Annotated in this window: 14 protein-coding genes; 4 read left to right on the forward strand and 10 right to left on the reverse strand. The window is 52.6% G+C overall.

Annotated features, from left to right (window positions below):
- Positions 1–91: 91 nt before the first annotated feature.
- From EJP87_RS07025 to EJP87_RS07055, 7 genes are all read right to left on the reverse strand, one after another.
- Entirely contained in the window at positions 92–598 is a 507-nt protein-coding gene (locus tag EJP87_RS07025) for a nitrous oxide reductase accessory protein NosL (protein WP_130471152.1), read from the reverse strand.
- Positions 595–1422, reverse strand: a complete 828-nt coding sequence (locus tag EJP87_RS07030) for an ABC transporter permease subunit (RefSeq protein WP_130471165.1) — start codon at positions 1420–1422, stop codon at positions 595–597. The genes EJP87_RS07025 and EJP87_RS07030 overlap by 4 nt, the downstream gene beginning before the upstream one ends.
- Complete coding sequence (locus tag EJP87_RS07035; RefSeq protein ID WP_130471153.1) at positions 1422–2342, reverse strand: ABC transporter ATP-binding protein; 921 nt, start codon at positions 2340–2342, stop codon at positions 1422–1424. Before EJP87_RS07035 ends, EJP87_RS07030 begins: the two co-directional genes overlap by 1 nt.
- Positions 2342–3616 carry a nitrous oxide reductase family maturation protein NosD gene (locus EJP87_RS07040; RefSeq protein ID WP_227657508.1) on the reverse strand — a complete coding sequence of 425 codons (1275 nt, stop codon included), beginning with the start codon at positions 3614–3616 and terminating at the stop codon, positions 2342–2344. The genes EJP87_RS07035 and EJP87_RS07040 overlap by 1 nt, the downstream gene beginning before the upstream one ends.
- A 31-nt stretch (positions 3617–3647) precedes the next feature.
- Positions 3648–5585: a TAT-dependent nitrous-oxide reductase gene (gene nosZ, locus EJP87_RS07045; protein WP_130471155.1), complete on the reverse strand. Its 1938-nt coding sequence runs from the start codon at positions 5583–5585 to the stop codon at positions 3648–3650.
- Between the two features lie 303 nt (positions 5586–5888).
- Positions 5889–6587 (reverse strand): NlpC/P60 family protein, encoded by a 699-nt coding sequence (locus tag EJP87_RS07050; RefSeq protein WP_130471156.1) that lies wholly within the window; start codon positions 6585–6587, stop codon positions 5889–5891.
- A gap of 272 nt (positions 6588–6859) precedes the next feature.
- Positions 6860–9013 carry a NosR/NirI family protein gene (locus EJP87_RS07055; RefSeq protein WP_130471157.1) on the reverse strand — a complete coding sequence of 718 codons (2154 nt, stop codon included), beginning with the start codon at positions 9011–9013 and terminating at the stop codon, positions 6860–6862.
- Positions 9014–9193: 180 nt separating this feature from the next.
- On the opposite strand from EJP87_RS07055, the gene EJP87_RS07060 reads away from it, so the two are divergent.
- The gene (locus EJP87_RS07060) at positions 9194–10345 is read left to right on the forward strand and encodes an iron-containing alcohol dehydrogenase (RefSeq protein WP_130471158.1); all 1152 of its coding nucleotides are present in this window, start codon (positions 9194–9196) and stop codon (positions 10343–10345) included.
- A 229-nt stretch (positions 10346–10574) separates the two neighbouring features.
- Positions 10575–10772: a hypothetical protein gene (locus EJP87_RS07065; RefSeq protein ID WP_130471159.1), complete on the forward strand. Its 198-nt coding sequence runs from the start codon at positions 10575–10577 to the stop codon at positions 10770–10772.
- 56 nt (positions 10773–10828) lie between these two features.
- Here the strand turns inward: EJP87_RS07065 and EJP87_RS07070 are convergent, their stop codons facing one another.
- The 3 genes from EJP87_RS07070 to folE2 are packed head-to-tail and all read right to left on the reverse strand — an operon-like array spanning position 10829 to position 13717.
- Entirely contained in the window at positions 10829–11137 is a 309-nt protein-coding gene (locus EJP87_RS07070; RefSeq protein WP_130471160.1) for a hypothetical protein, read from the reverse strand.
- Positions 11138–11140: 3 nt separating this feature from the next.
- A complete protein-coding gene (locus EJP87_RS07075; protein WP_130471161.1) occupies positions 11141–12868 on the reverse strand; it encodes a proline--tRNA ligase in 1728 nt (575 codons plus the stop codon).
- Positions 12869–12880: 12 nt separating this feature from the next.
- Positions 12881–13717: a GTP cyclohydrolase FolE2 gene (folE2, locus tag EJP87_RS07080; protein ID WP_130471162.1), complete on the reverse strand. Its 837-nt coding sequence runs from the start codon at positions 13715–13717 to the stop codon at positions 12881–12883.
- A gap of 141 nt (positions 13718–13858) precedes the next feature.
- Between folE2 and EJP87_RS07085 the strand changes: the two genes are divergently transcribed.
- Together EJP87_RS07085 and EJP87_RS07090 are read left to right on the forward strand one after the other, a co-directional pair.
- Positions 13859–14770, forward strand: coding sequence for an NAD(+)/NADH kinase (locus EJP87_RS07085; RefSeq protein ID WP_193771206.1), 912 nt, complete (start codon positions 13859–13861; stop codon positions 14768–14770).
- Between the two features lie 47 nt (positions 14771–14817).
- On the forward strand, positions 14818–15213 hold the full coding sequence (locus EJP87_RS07090; protein WP_130471164.1) for a hypothetical protein: 396 nt from the start codon (positions 14818–14820) through the stop codon (positions 15211–15213).
- Positions 15214–15490: the final 277 nt, after the last annotated feature.

The following is a 15490-nucleotide window of genomic DNA, read 5'->3' on the forward strand; positions in this document are numbered from 1 at the left end:
CCAGGGATTCCATCCCTGGACCCGGCCAGGGAGGTGCCCTCCCTGGACCCGCAGTTGTTTTTGGTGGTGAATAGTTACAGTTACGGAATAGTTAACGTCCCGCCAGAGGTGAGGACGGGGTAAACAGATTGCTGGCCAACCCCTCCTGATAGCGCACCACCCGTCCACCATACTGTTTGATAAACTCTGCGGCAGCCAACTCGCTGCCAAAGGGTACAATTTCGCTGCCGCCCATGCCACCATCACGGCGGGATCCCAGGACAAAATAGGCATCTTGCGCATTCATCCAGCTCTCTGAACTGGGCTGCTGCCAATCGGTACGCCCCATATCGTGGACATAGATGGCCAAGAGACGCCTGGTTGCCCCTTCGGTTTGCAGATAGACAAACAGATCACGGACTGAAGAGAACCAAAAAGGATCGGGCACCCCCGCCACATACAACTGACCTTTGGGACCGGGATGCTCGCGCAGATTCATGCCACAATAATAGCCGACCGCGCCCTTGTCTGGGTCGCGGGCCACCGGTATCGGATCCTGTGGTGCAGAACAACCGCTCAAAACCAGCAATAAAAAGAGTGTCCAGCAGACTCTGCTCATGGTTCTCGCCGACGAAATTGTATTATTGCGGCCGTCAAGGGCACGACAATCCACAATAGCAAGGCGACCAGCAACTGCCAAGGAGTAAAGGGAATCTGCCCGCTCAAACCCGCCAAGCCGGCAAAGGTACGCACCTGTTCAAAGGCGGTCAGGTTGAGCAGGCGAAAAATATCAGCCGGATTGCCCAAAAGAAACCAGGGAAAGATCTGCTCATGGATCTGGCCACGGGTGGCGATTAATACTCCCAGCAAGCCCATATCATAGAGCACCACAAACAGCAACCAGATGGCAATCGCCAATCCAGCAGCCGCCCCGCGCTCACGCACCATACTGCTCACCAGATAGGCCATGGCAATAAAGGAGGCCCCCAACAACCCTGAACTGCCCAACAACAAAGCAAAAGCGCGCCAACTTTGCGCATCCGCACCCCCGGCACTCCAACCGACCGCCAGACCGGCAGCACCATATCCCACCCAGGTTGCCAACAACAACACCAACCAATGGCCGATGAATTTTCCCAAAAGAAGTTGTGTTTTGTTCAGAGGATAGGTCAACAGCAGCAACAAGGTTCCCCGCTCTACCTCACCCACCAAAGCATCATAAGCCAGCATCAAAGAGATCAAAGGCAATAAAAAAATAGTCAAGCTGGCCAGACTGACCACAATCACCGCCAGCGGTTTGGCTCCCAGCGTACCGCTCGGTGCACTCCCCACAAAGGCCAACCCAAAGGCCAAGGCGGCCAACAAAAGGGTAGCACTGATAATCCAACGGTTGCGCAAGGCATCGCGAATCTCTTTGTAGGCAATGATGGCGATGGTGCGCATCACTGAGAGCCCTCCTCTTCCTGCAGATGACCAAAATGGCGATACAGATCATCCAAGGTTGGCAATTGAATCTCCACATCGCTGACCCAATCCGCAAGCGACAGCAGATAACGCAGCAGCGGCATTTTATCCTCGACCGCCACAGCCAACTGCAACGCCTGCTCCTCACGCTGGACAATCAGGGATCCAGAGAGCCGTGTACTCAACTCCTGCACGTCAGAAGTGGTCACCCGCAACAACACCGGCAGCTTGGCCTGCTCGCGCAACTGCTCCAAAGAGCCCAAAGCCGCCAGGCGCCCCTGCCGCAAGATAATGGCCAGATCGGTGCGCGCTTCCAACTCGGTCAACAGGTGTGAAGAGAGCAGAATGGTGACCCCCTCCCCGCGCAGCGCCAGGATCATGCGATAAAACTCCTGGCGCAAAATGGGATCCAAACCGGTGGTCGGTTCGTCAAGCAGCAACAGGCGCGGTTTACCCAAAAGAGCTTGCGCCAACCCCAAACGTTGGCGCATCCCCTTGGAATAGGTTTTTACCCGCCGATTGGCCGCCGCAGAGAGACCAACCTGTTCCAACAACAGCGCACACTGCCGCCGATCCACCCTTTTCAAACGGGCCAGATAGCAAAGCGTATCCTCGCCACTCATCTCATCATAAAAGCTGACACTCTCCGGCAAAAAGCCTATCTGCTGCCGCAAGGAGCTATCGGCTGAGGCCGGATCCCGCTCCAGCACCCGAACACTGCCGCTGCTGGGCCTGGTCAGACCAAGCAACAGCTTCAGCAAGGTGGTTTTACCCGCTCCGTTATGGCCCAACAAAGCCACACAAGCTCCAGCAGGCACAGCAAGAGTGACCCCCGCCAGAGCGCGATGTCGGGGATACTCTTTGACCACATTGTCAACAATACAGGAAAATTCGCCCATCAAGAACCATCCGCCAAATCAGCCGGTACAGCCACCGGTATAGAAGAAGGGTGCATCAACGGCCAGCTATCTACCACGCCACCAGGAGCCAGGGCCGGAAAATGGTTTTGCGCCACCCGCAAACTCTCCATCACCGGACTGGACAACAACAATTTAGCCAGGGGATAACGCCACAAAACCTGATCCATCAAGGTATTGGGTCGATAAGCCACATCGGCGATACCATCACCGTTCAAATCAAAGGCCGGATTGTCACTCCAATAGTTGCCGCGCCCGTTTTTTGACCACTCATAATGCACCATGCCGGAATATTTGACCTGGGTGCGATTGTTGATAAAATCATTCTCATGAATCGCATTTTTTTCCGAACCGCCGGTAAAATGAATGCCGATTTCACACCCCTCGAAGCGGTTATGGTGGATGCTGTTATGGGAGGAGGTGTAGACAAAGGTACACTTATCGTGAGTCTGGCGCACCAGATTATAGGCCAATTCTGATTTGCGTGAAGAGTGAAACATCAAACCATGATCTCGATCACGCAAGGAGATGTTGCGCAAAATTTTCAGATTATCGGAATACATCAAGGCATAACCAACAGAGTTATCAATAGAGATATTATCAGAAATTTCGTTATCGTTGGCATACATATAATGGACAGCAAAACGCACACGGATAAAACGGTTGCCACGAATAAAGTTGCCATGAGCGGTATGGATATACAGACCGTCTCGTCCCCCTTCGACATGATTGTTCTCGAAGTATGAACCGGTCGTATCCCAAATATTGATGCCGTTACCCTGATCGTTGATCCATAAATCGGTCCGATTGGTTATCCTGTTGCCACGCACAATGGCACGCGCCGCCCCCTGAATGGAGACACCATACAGATTGCCGACTATTTGATTCTCTTCAATCCGCACATTGGCCGCCGCTTTCAAAGCCAGAATGCCACTATCCAGATCATTTTCCACTATCCCGGAACCACTGACAGTCACTCCACGAATCAGCACATTGGGCGCTTTGACCGTCAACGCACTCCCTTTGCCACCAGCATCCACTACAGATCCGGGCACACCCAGCAACGTCAACGGTTTATCGATCACCGCGGCACCATAGCGCCCCTCTTCTAAACGCAAGGTCTCCCCCTCTGGCGCGTTGCTGATCGCCAGACGCAAAGATTCCTCACCCGGAGCCACCAACTGCTCCGCATAGAGAGGGTATGCCAGGAATAAAACGGCGGCCAGGAAAATCCTGGCCGCCCACGGAAACAACACCGTCAAAGCTCAAACTCCCAGAGCCAATCGATCACTCCACAAACATCCGACCCTGCATCTCCATGTGCAAGGCATGGCAGAACCATTGGCAATAATAGTACCAAACACCGGGACGATCGGCCTTGAAGGTGGCCGATGCAGTGGCTTGTGGACCAACCTCAAAGCAGACATTATGACCCACCACAGTCAAACCATGGGTCAAATCGACCACCTCATCGACATTGGTGACAATAATCGTCACCTCATCACCACGCTTGACGTTAAATTCGGTCATGCTGAAGGTGGGGGCATGGCTGACCATGTAGACGCGCACTTTGTTGGATTTATCTTCGCGCACCACCTTGCTGTCTTTGCCCAGCTCCACACCATCCTTCTTGGCCATGGCATACAGATCGGCAAAGAGAGGATCATTCTTGTTGTAGACCTCGACCGGATTGACCTTGGATTTATGAACGATGATGGCATCATGCGGTTCCGGGAAGGTCGGACCGTCGTGCACCAGCTTCATTTCATCGCCGGAGATGTCAATCAACTGATCATTTTCCGGTTTCAGTGGACCGACATTGAGAAAACGGTCTTTGGAAAATTTGCAGAGAGCCACCAACCATTTGCCATCGGCATCTTTGGTTTCGGCCATCGAAGCATTGGTGTGACCGACTTGATAGTGCACATCCAATTTTTGCCGAATCGGATTGACGCTCTTGTCGCCCTGATACTGCTTGATGGCATCGGCAATATTCCATTTGACAATCTGGCTGTCGAGGAAGACCGAGGTATAGGCGTTGCCGCGACCATCATAGGTGGTATGCAGCGGACCAAGACCCACTTCCGGATTGGCAACGATGGTCTCTTTTTCGGTGATTTTGCCCTCAAAAAGCAGATCCACCTTATCCCACTCGATGACATAGACAGTCGGCGAGAGTTTGCCGCTGACCACCACATATTTGCCATCCGGTGCGGCATTGGCATCATGGGGGTTGTTGGCGATGGGGATATAGCGAGTAAATTGCGATTTGGCATCTTTGCGGCCATCAACCACCGGCACACCATTGATCATCTGCGCCTTGCCAGCTTTGACAGCCTCTTCAATCGCTTTGATGTTAAAAATCACCACATGGTCGGCGGGAGCTGCGGTCATCTCTGCGGTGGTAAAGCCCTCTTCCGAGTTGTAGCAGGTGGAGATGGCATATTTGCCCTTATAGTCGCAATCGCAGTTGTCCAGGTTGCCGCTGATCATCACCTGCCATGCCATCTTCATGGTTTCGCCATCGACAGCAGAGAAGATACCCACATATTTGGAGACATCGCGCATGGTGCTGGGATCATTCTGCAGCGGACGACGCATCTCGCTGTTGCAGAAGACATAGCCGGTTTTGGGATAGCGTTGCAGACGCAAACCATGAATGGCATGGGCGTTGGGGATCTCCAACACACTGTCGGTTTTCATGATGTCCACACGAATCCGGGCAATCCGGGTGTTGGACTTATCGTTGATATAGACATAACGACCATCATAGCTGCCATCGGTATAGGACATGCGCGGATGGTGGGTATCACCATGATCGAAGGTGACCTTGCCCTGTTTTTTCAAAAACTCTTTGGTCTCGGGAGTCAGTCCGCTGGAGAGAATTTTCAAGCTCTCGTTGGTCAAACCCCAACCGGTGGCACTTTCACGATTGAAAACCGGGATGCGCATCAATTCACGCATGGAGGGGATACCGAGCACCCGCACTTCGCCCGAATGACCACCACTCCAAAACCCATAATATTCATCCAACTGACCGGGAGGAACATTGGCATTGCCTGATGCCTCAGCAGAGGAGGGAACGGCACTGGCAGCCGCCAACAAACCGCTTCCCAACACCGCCGGACCTGCGGTCATATTGGCCAATCCCCCCAAGGCGGCCACTTTAATGCTGTTGCCCAACAGATCGCGACGGGTTACACCCAATTTGCATTCATTCGACATTGCTCATTTCTCCCCAGACAAGGAAACCGATCAGAAAATACAAAAATATATTTACCCCAAACTCTCCAGGTACAACTTTCCACTGCCAGTAATTTATCATTTTTGGCCTGGAGAACTGTGTGATTTGCCACAATCTATCCCCACACACTCCCCGCTCGTGAAGCTGTTCAGTTGCTCACGCCACTTTGGATAATCGTATATTCGCGTCATAATTACACGAAAAAAAAGAGCCAATAATTGATCCAGATCAATTATTGGCTACTTTTCCTGCAGGGCAAGCGATTGTGTGATTTCACACAGTGGTTAGACGGGTTCGCGTATCCCTTCCAAAGAATAGCCACTCAGTGGAAAGTTGGAATATTTGACTTGATCGCCTTGATTGCCACCCAACAGACGGATATGGGTATCGTTGCGTGAGACAAAAAAGGCAACATGATAACCAGAGGAGGATCCGGTTGCCTGATCTCTGCCGTTTTGTTTCCGTTTGAGGATGGTAACAGCACCGGCGACCGATTGGCTGCTTGCTTTTCCCCAGTTCAACCAGCTTTTGGCTGCCGCACTGTTGGTTCCGCTTTTACCGGCTTGCTGGAGAACCCAGTTGACGAAAGAGGAGCACCAGGGGGTTTCATCATCTGTGGCATGCAGCGAAACGGTCTGATGATATTCGACAATGCGCGGATTGTCCTCGCCGGGGGTGTGATTTTCGCACTGACCAATCTCTTGCTCGGCGATAGCCAACCATGGAAACACAGCAACGGCAGCGACTGCTGGAGAGCCCGCCGCCTCCTCCTCTGGCCAACCCAACGCCTCTCTGCTCTTCTTACCCACAACACCATCCACAGTCAAGCCATGCGCCGCTTGAAAAGCAACAACCGCATCCTCGGTGTTTTCCCCAAAATCTCCATCCACCTGCAGGTGCGGCGAAGGCGAGCTTTTTTTATTCAACAACTCCTGAAGTGTACGCACAGCCTCACCTTGTGCGCCAAGCATAAGATTTTGCATATTGTTTCTCCTGTGAACAAACTGAATATATCGGTACAGCAAAGATTATAATATAAATACTCTATATTCAATAAATGATTGAGAAGATGCGATGAAAAATATTATTATATATTTCTCTGCCATAAAGTCATAAAATATCAAAAAACATACCATCATACCAAGCAACAGCTCACTCTGAGCATCCACAACAAAGTTGAACAACTAAAAAGCCGGGAAGCGCTCCTCCCCGGCTTTATTGGCAAAACTATTATCTTTCAGGTAGAAAAACAACCCTACTGACCACTTGTCTCCGTGGCACTATTTGTACCAGAGCCAGCCTTTTTCTCCCGTCTGGTACGGCGCATGATCAGGGTCGGGCAGACCGCCTCATTGACATAGTTGGTCTGGCAGTGCAAACAATAGATGCACTCATTGGGATGAATCTCCCCACTGGGCTGAATCGCCTGTACCAGACACTCCTTGCCGCAGTTGGAACAGAGGTCGCCACACTGCCGACGCCGCTTCAACCAGGCAAAAATACGCATCCGACCCGGAATGGCGATGGCCGCCCCCAGCGGACAAAGATACCGACAAAAAATCCGCTCGACAAACAAGCCTGCCACCAAAATCAGCAGAGCCCACAAAACAAAAGGCCATTCACGGACAAAGTGCAACAGAATCACTGTCTTGAACGGTTCAATCTCCGAGAGACGCTCGGCAAAAGCCATCGAAGAGAGCGAAACCGCAAACAACGACAAAAAGAGGATATATTTGAAAGACCACAACCGCTCATGCCAGGCAAAGGGCAGACGAAACTGCTGCACCCCAAAACGGCGCGCCACCCAGTTGAGCAGCTCATGCAAAGCCCCAAACGGGCACAACCAGCCACAAAATGCCCCACGCCCCCAAAACAGCAACGACAAGGCGGTTGCACTCCACAAAATAAAAATCAATGGCTCCAGCAAGAAATAGTCCCACTTGAAGCCGGTCATCAGCGCATGCAAAAAGGCAAAAACATTGACCACCGACAACTGCGCCTGGGCATACCCCCCTATCCACACCACCGAAAAGAGCAAAAAGAGGCGACGCAGATTGGCCAACAACTGTGGCCGCACAATCAACAAATCCTGAAAGAAAAAGATCAGCGTCAAAATCACCAACGAAAGGGATAAGATAAACACATCGCCCATCCGATCCTTCCAGATGCGCTGCCATAAGGGCGGTCCACTCTCCTCCTCCTCTGCACCAGCCAACTCTTTCTGCTCCGAGGCAGAGGCAACAGGTGCTGCGACGGGTGTACGCTGCAGAAAATGTTCCGGCAAAGTATAATGCACACTAAAACTGGTATACACCTTTTCAATCGGGCCGGTGGGCCGATGGGTCAACAGCTCCAGGCTCCAAGGCTGGGTCGGATCAAAGCTGCTCTCCTTGGGAATCTTAAAAAGACCGATCTCTTCAAACTCCGGCATGTCGTTGCCCAGATTGCGCAAACGCCGATAGTTATGGTCATGGAACAAAATACTGGAACCATCCTGATTGACCTTGAAACGATCAAAAATTCCCCCGCGTACAAAACCTGAACCACGGAAAGAGTAGGATCCATTGGCGACAATCAATATTGCCTGCTGCCCCGGTGCCAACCAGGCACGCATATTGTTGAACTCCGCCTCGCCCAGCAGGTTGCGGCCAATGGTCTCTGGAGTCACCAACGCCACATACAGATCAATAAACAGACTTTCGGGAGGCATCACCTTGATATAGGGTTCGCCACTGCCAATCCCCATTTTGCTGAAGGCCGTATCGACATCGGCCTGATGCAGCATCAACCGCCTGATACTGCCTTCCCCCAACATCGACAGCCAGTTGCTGGCTTGAAAGGGAGGATCCAAAAGGGTGGTCTGCAGCTTCGGCGCCTCAACCTTGTTGCCGCGTGCCACCTTGATGGCGGAACGACGAATCCCATCGTTGATCACAATGGCGGTCACTGTCGCCCCACTGATGGCATCAATACTCTGGTTCTCCCCTTTGCCCCCCTCCAGCGGTTTGCGCCCTACATAACGGGTGACAAAATCAAACAGCTTCTGCTCCGGTATCCCCACCAGCAAAATCGGCTCGGCATGACGCACCACCTTGGCCCCGGTAATGGTCCCATCCAGGCTCATCCCTACCAATACATCGATCGGCTTGCCCGAATAACCAATATCGCTGGTCATGAAGACATGTCCGACATGCTTGCCATTCTGATAGGCTTTGCCATGTGCTGGCTTGCCACTCAAAGGATCAAAACGATCGGCCTGCGGATAGACCTCTGCCGGCTGTACATCCACCTCATAGGCGCCAAACTCCCGCGCCTCCAGCACACGCCCCCCCCAGAGCAGAGTCACACACAGCACCAACAGCAGCAACCGGTAAAAAATGTTTCTGGGTGAAGCAAAAACAGCTATCATGAGAGGCAACTCCAGCAACGATAAACAGACATACTCTGCAAAAAAAGAAAAAACGGCCAACAGGCGAGCGATGATAGCGCCGGGTTGCCTATCTTAACAAGCAGTCGTCGCTATCCCATTTGATCCAGATCAAGAATCAGTGACATTCTTACCCCAGCAGGCAGCACAAGGAACAAAACCATGCACAATTTCACCTATCACAATCCGGTGCAAATCATTTTCGGAGCCGATACCATCAGCCAATTGGCGCAGTTGATACCACAATCCAGTCGCATTCTGCTGACCTATGGTCAAGGCTCGATTCTGCGCAACGGCGTCTATCAACAGGTTAAAAAAGCCTTAAGCAAACACACCGTACTGGAATTTGCCGGTCTGGAGGCCAATCCCCGTTATGAAACCTGTCTCAAAGCGGTGCAATTGTGTCGTCGCGAATGGGTCGATTTTATTTTGGCTGTGGGAGGCGGTTCAGTTTTGGATGGCAGCAAATTTATTGCCGCCGCCACCGTGTTTGAGGGTGACCCTTGGGCTATTCCCACGCGACAAGCAGAGATCGCACAGGCAGTGCCGCTGGGTTGCGTGTTGACTCTGCCAGCCACCGGCTCGGAGATGAATGGCTTTTCGGTAATCTCCCGCGAGGAGACAAAGGAAAAATATGGTTTTGCCAGCCCACATATCTATCCTCGCTTTGCCATCCTCGACCCCTCAACCACCTTCTCTTTGGATCATCGACAGATTGCCAACGGTATTGTCGATACCTTTGTCCATGTGACCGAGCAATATATCACCCGACCGGCACAGGCCCCGCTGCAGGATCGCCAGGCCGAAGCGATTCTCTCCACCTTGTTGGAAGAGGCAGAAAAGGTCTGGCAGCAGCCACACGATTATGCGGTACGTGCCAATCTCATGTGGTGCGCAACCCAGGGATTGAATGGTCTGCTTGGTTGTGGCGTCCCCCAGGACTGGGCAACCCATCTGATAGGCCATGAGTTGACCGCTCTCTATGGCTTGGATCATGGTCAATCGCTGGCTGTGGTACTGCCAGGGGTATGGCAGTTTAATATTGAAAACAAACGAGAAAAACTGTCGCAATATGCACGCCGGGTTTGGCAACTCTCTGCCCCTTCTGCAAGCGATTTGGCCGCAACGGCCATTGACAAAACCGAACAATTTTTTCGCTCTCTGGGGGTAAAAACACGTCTCTCTGAATATGGAATCGGAGCGGAAGCCCCTCGTGCCGTGGCCAAGCGTCTGCAAGAACGTCAGATGTTTCTGGGCGAAGCAGCCAATCTGGGAGGCACAGAGATAGAGGCCATCTTGACCATGCGTTTGTAGAGGCCAGGTGTCACGATTCCAACAGAGCAGGGCAAAAAAGAAAAAACAGGTGCCAATCTCTGTCAGCAATCCAACACAGACGAAATTCAGCCTGACAACCCATAACAGAGCTACTGCAAGCAACAAACAAATAAGATATTGCAAACAAAAGAGAAAACAAAACTGGCACACATGCTGCTTATAGAAGGACAAGGGCACAGGCCCACGACTACTCAGGAGAGAAAGAACTATGAACGCAGCCTATAACAGCACTCTGCCCGTCTCTACGGTGGCAGACAAATTTCGCAGAAGAGTCCGGGCAATCAGTTGGGAAATTCTTGATGAAGCGGTTGTCTTTCTGTTTCAGGCCCATCGCTATGCCATGCGAATCAAAGACTCCTTGTGCTTGATGGCGCTGCGCCAAGAACAACTGTTGGCTCACCGCTGATTAGCCTGTGAGAAAACAGCAACCGGGTAGCCGGGCCAAAAGCCCGGCAAACCGGGTTATAAACGCTGCAACTCTTCCTGCACCAACCGTTCCGCCACCACCGGCAAAGCCTTTTTCACCTCTGCCTGTACCAGACGCCGCGCAATCTGTTCAATCTGGGGCGCAAAGCTCTCCTGCAACAGACCATTCCACTCTGCAGGCCACTCCGCAACGGGCGCAATCTCCGCTGTGCGCAAACGCAGCAACTCCTCTTCCACCACTCCGGCTATCCACTCCGGGGTCAAGTTATGCAGTGCCTCCTGCAGCAAAGAGTGTAGGGAAGCGGCCAGACGGGCCGCCGCAATTGCCTCTGACTCTGCAGACATCGCTTATACTCCTCTTCCCGGCAGAGATGATTGCTGCAGCAACGACAACACGGCGGCTACCGCCTCGGCCAATGGCAGACGTTGTGTGGGCTCTCCCGAACGGAATTGCAGTTCCAGCAGCCCCTCCTTGAAAGAGCGACCTCCCACCAACAGGCGCAGCGGACATCCCAACAGATCGGCATCCTTAAACTTGACACCCGCCCGTTCATCGCGATCATCAAGCAACACCTCTACCCCGGCAGCGCGAAAATCGTGATAGAGCTGTTCGGCAAAGGCCACTTCATTGCTGTCACGCGGATTGAGCAGCAGCAACTGCAGGGCAAAAGGAGCCAAGGAGGCAGGCCAGCGAATACCGTTGGCATCATGATTTTGCTCGATGGCTGCGGCCACAATGCGTGACACACCAATGCCATAGCAGCCCATGACCAGCGTTTGTTCATTGCCTTGGCTGTCCAAGACCTTGACCCCCATGGCCTTGGAATATTTATCCCCCAGCTTGAAAACATGTCCGACTTCAATACCCTGATGGCGCTGCAAACGACCACTGCCGCAACGTGCACAAGCCTCTCCCGCCTGGACATTGCGCAAATCAGCAAAGCTGGGGACAGGCAGATCGCGTTGCCAATTGACATGCAGCAAATGCCACCCCTCCTCATTGGCACCACAGGCAAAATTGCGCAGATGACGCAGTTCATTGTCGGCTACGACCGGCAGACGGCTCCCCACGGGACCGATGGAGCCCATACTGACCCCCGCCCAATAGGCTGCCCTGTCGGCATCGGGAATGGTCACCTGCGGCAGATTGAGTGCATGAGCAGCCTTGATCATATTCAAGGTGCGATCACCGCGTACCAACAAGAGAACCGGACCTGCCGGAGTCTCCACCAGCAGCGATTTGACCAGCCGCTCCATGGGCAGCTTGAGAAAACGAGCCACCTCTTCAATGCTCTTCTGCCCAGGGGTAGAGATTTTTTCCATGGCGGCAGGGGGCTCGCCCTCCTGAGGCTCTGGATCAGCGGCCACAGCCTTTTCCAGATTGGCGGCATAGTCGCAACTGTCACAGGAGATGATGACATCCTCGCCGGAATCGGCCAAGACATGAAATTCATGGGAGGAGGCACCACCGATCGAACCGGTATCGGCCTCCACAGCGCGAAAGGCCAAACCACAGCGTTGAAAAATGCGTTGATAGGCGGCAAACATCGCTTGATAACTGACATCCAAGCCTGCCGCATCCAGATCAAAAGAGTAGGCATCCTTCATCAAAAACTCCCGACCGCGCATGATTCCAAAGCGGGGACGGATTTCGTCGCGAAATTTGGTTTGAATCTGGTAAAAATTGGCTGGCAACTGCCGATAGGAACGAATCTCCCGGCGCACCAGATCGGAGATCACCTCTTCATGGGTCGGCCCAAAACAACAGGGACGATCATGGCGATCCTGAAAACGCAACAGCTCTTTGCCATAAAAATCCCAACGTCCCGACTCTTGCCAGAGCTCTGCCGGTTGCACGGCCGGCATCAACACCTCCTGGGCGCCCGCCAGATCCATCTCCTGACGCACAATGGCCTCCACCTTGCGCAACACCCGTAGTCCCAGCGGCAGCCAGGTATAGATACCGGAACCCAACGGGCGAATCAAACCAGCCCGCAACATCAATCGATGCGATACCACCTGGGCATCGACTGGATCTTCCTTGAGGGTGGGAATCAGGGTGTGCTGAAAGCGCATGGGCGGCTCCTTCTACTGGCCTCCAGAGATGAAGGCATAGGCGGAATGGTTATGAATAGATTCAAAATTTTCTGATTCGACGGTAAACAGGGTAATACGTTCATCCTGTCGCAGCTCGGCGGCCACCGAACGGACTATATCTTCAACAAACATGGGATTTTCATAGGCGCGTTCGGTCACATATTTTTCATCAGGCCGCTTCAGAATGGCGTAGAGCTGGCAAGAGGCATTGCGTTCCACCAGCTCAATAATCTCTTCGACCCAAATAAATTTTTTATAACGCAAGGTCACGGTCACATGCGAACGTTGATTGTGGGCACCATAACGGGAGATCTCTTTGGAGCAGGGACACAGCGAGGTCACCGGCACAGTCACACCCAGGGTCAGTTGATATTTTTCTCCGGTACGCACTCCGGAAAAGCGTACCTGATAATCCATCAAGGCCGAAGCATGGGAAACCGGAGCCTCTTTGCGCATAAAATAGGGAAATTCCAGCTCGATATGGGCCTCTTCGGCATTGAGACTCTGCTGGATGCGCCGCAAGATCTCAGGCAGATTTTCTACGGAGATCACCTCTTCCTGCTCTGCCAGAACCTCCAGAAAACGGGACATATGGGTCCCCTTAAACTGATGGGGCAGTTTAACATACATATTGACCGAGGCAATGGTATGCTGCTGTCCGCGATCCCGATCACGAACCAGAATGGGATAACGAATATTTTTCACCCCAACCTTGTCGATACTCAGCCGACGGCTATCCTCCTGAGCCTGCACATCCTGCAACGGCTCGCCGCAGTGCTGTGCCAGGTGAGCACACGACTCAGAACTGCTCTTTTCCGCTTTGTCCATGCACAGTTTCCCTCCTTTCCCCGGAAAAAGCAGCACCATGACTGCTTCTGGTTTGGATATGGCGCTGCAATTGGTGTATAGTGCCTTTCCGGCAAATGAGCAAGTGCCAGATCACACTTCCGCATCCGTATGGCGAGCAAAATGAAGATTATGCAGAATATCGGTATCATCACCAAAAAATCGGATCCCGGAGCCTGGGAAGCCACCAAACAGTTGGCTTTATGGCTCTATCATCGCGGCAAAAAAGTAACCATCTGCTCCGAAACCGCTGAAGCAATTGGCTTGGATCCGGAAGTAGCACAAAACAGACCCCAGGATGATCTGCCAGAGGGGCAAGATATGGTGGTGGTGATCGGCGGCGATGGCACATTTTTGGCCGGTTTTCGTGCGATAGGCACTCGTGAAATTCCCTTGTTGGGCATCAATATGGGTCGCCTGGGATTTTTGACCGAAGTGCCCAGCGATGCCATGTTTGAAACCATGGAAGAGGTTTTTGCTGGTCATTACCGGGTTGAATCGCGCACTTTGTTGAATCTTCGGGTGTTGCGCCATGGCGAGGAGATCTTTTCCCACTGTGTCATGAACGATGTGGTGCTGCATAAGGGCACGCTGGCACGCATGATTGAGTTTCAAGTAGCCATCGACGATCAATTCGTCTACACTGCCCGTGCGGATGGCTTGATTTTGGCGACACCTACCGGATCGACCGCATATGCCCTATCGGCGGGAGGACCGATCATCCATCCCGGTATTGATGCTTTGCTGTTGACGCCCATCTGCCCACATACCTTGACCAACAGACCGATTGCCGTACCGGGTTATGGTGAAATCAGTATTACCTTTCCTGGTCGTGGCGGCTTTCTGGATCGTCACCCCGAACAACGGGATCGCCTGCTGACCCTGGATGGACAAACCGGTTTCTCCTTGATGGATGCTGACCAGGTTTTGGTCAAACGATCCGAACACCGCTTGCAGGTTTTGCATGCACCCAATCGAAACTATTATGCTGTGTTGCGGGAAAAATTACACTGGGGTGAACAGATTGGCAGTTGACCCTGCTTGCTACCTGGATCTATTAACCACTCTGCGGAGAGAACAGCATGAAACAGGGAGTGCGTATTCCGCTCTTCATTTATTTATTGTTTATTTATAATGCTGTCATCTTTGCCGATGCGGCGGTGACCGGTTTTGCTCTGGAGAGCATTCTTTATCGTATCGCACTCCCCTCCGGGGCAACCCTGCTGATTACCATTGGCGAATCATTGCTTTTTGTCGGCTTGATTGCCTGGTATGCCGAATGGATGCGCATGCAGCGCGGCAGCGAAACCCACAAACGTCTCTCTTTGATGGTCCTCTTGATTTTTTTGCTGGAAGGAATGCTGGTTGCCAAAGCTGCGACAGCCGTTTTCTTTAGCCTGCTCTTGATGGATCTGTTGCTGGTCATCGGCTCTTACAGCTTAGGCATCAACCGCGTGCGTCAGGATCTCTCCTTGTAAACCCTCTTTTGGCTTGGCTGTACCACCAAGGAGCGCAACCCTTCTCTTTCCTCTCTGGTTTCTGTCTCTGCTGCAGAAAACGGAAACCAGCCCAACAGTCTCAGCAACCAACAAGCCATTGCCGACACAATCACCTGCAAAAACAGGCGTGCCCCGGTAAAAATATACAATCACCGTAACTATTCACCACCCAACGCAACTGCGGGTCCAGGGAGGGCACCTCCCTGGCCGGGTCCAGGGATGGAATCCCTGGGATTTTGCTTTTAATCTTTTGCCT

The organism is Candidatus Magnetaquicoccus inordinatus, from assembly GCF_004217665.1.
GTDB classification, from domain to species: Bacteria; Pseudomonadota; Magnetococcia; order Magnetococcales; family Magnetaquicoccaceae; genus Magnetaquicoccus; species Magnetaquicoccus inordinatus.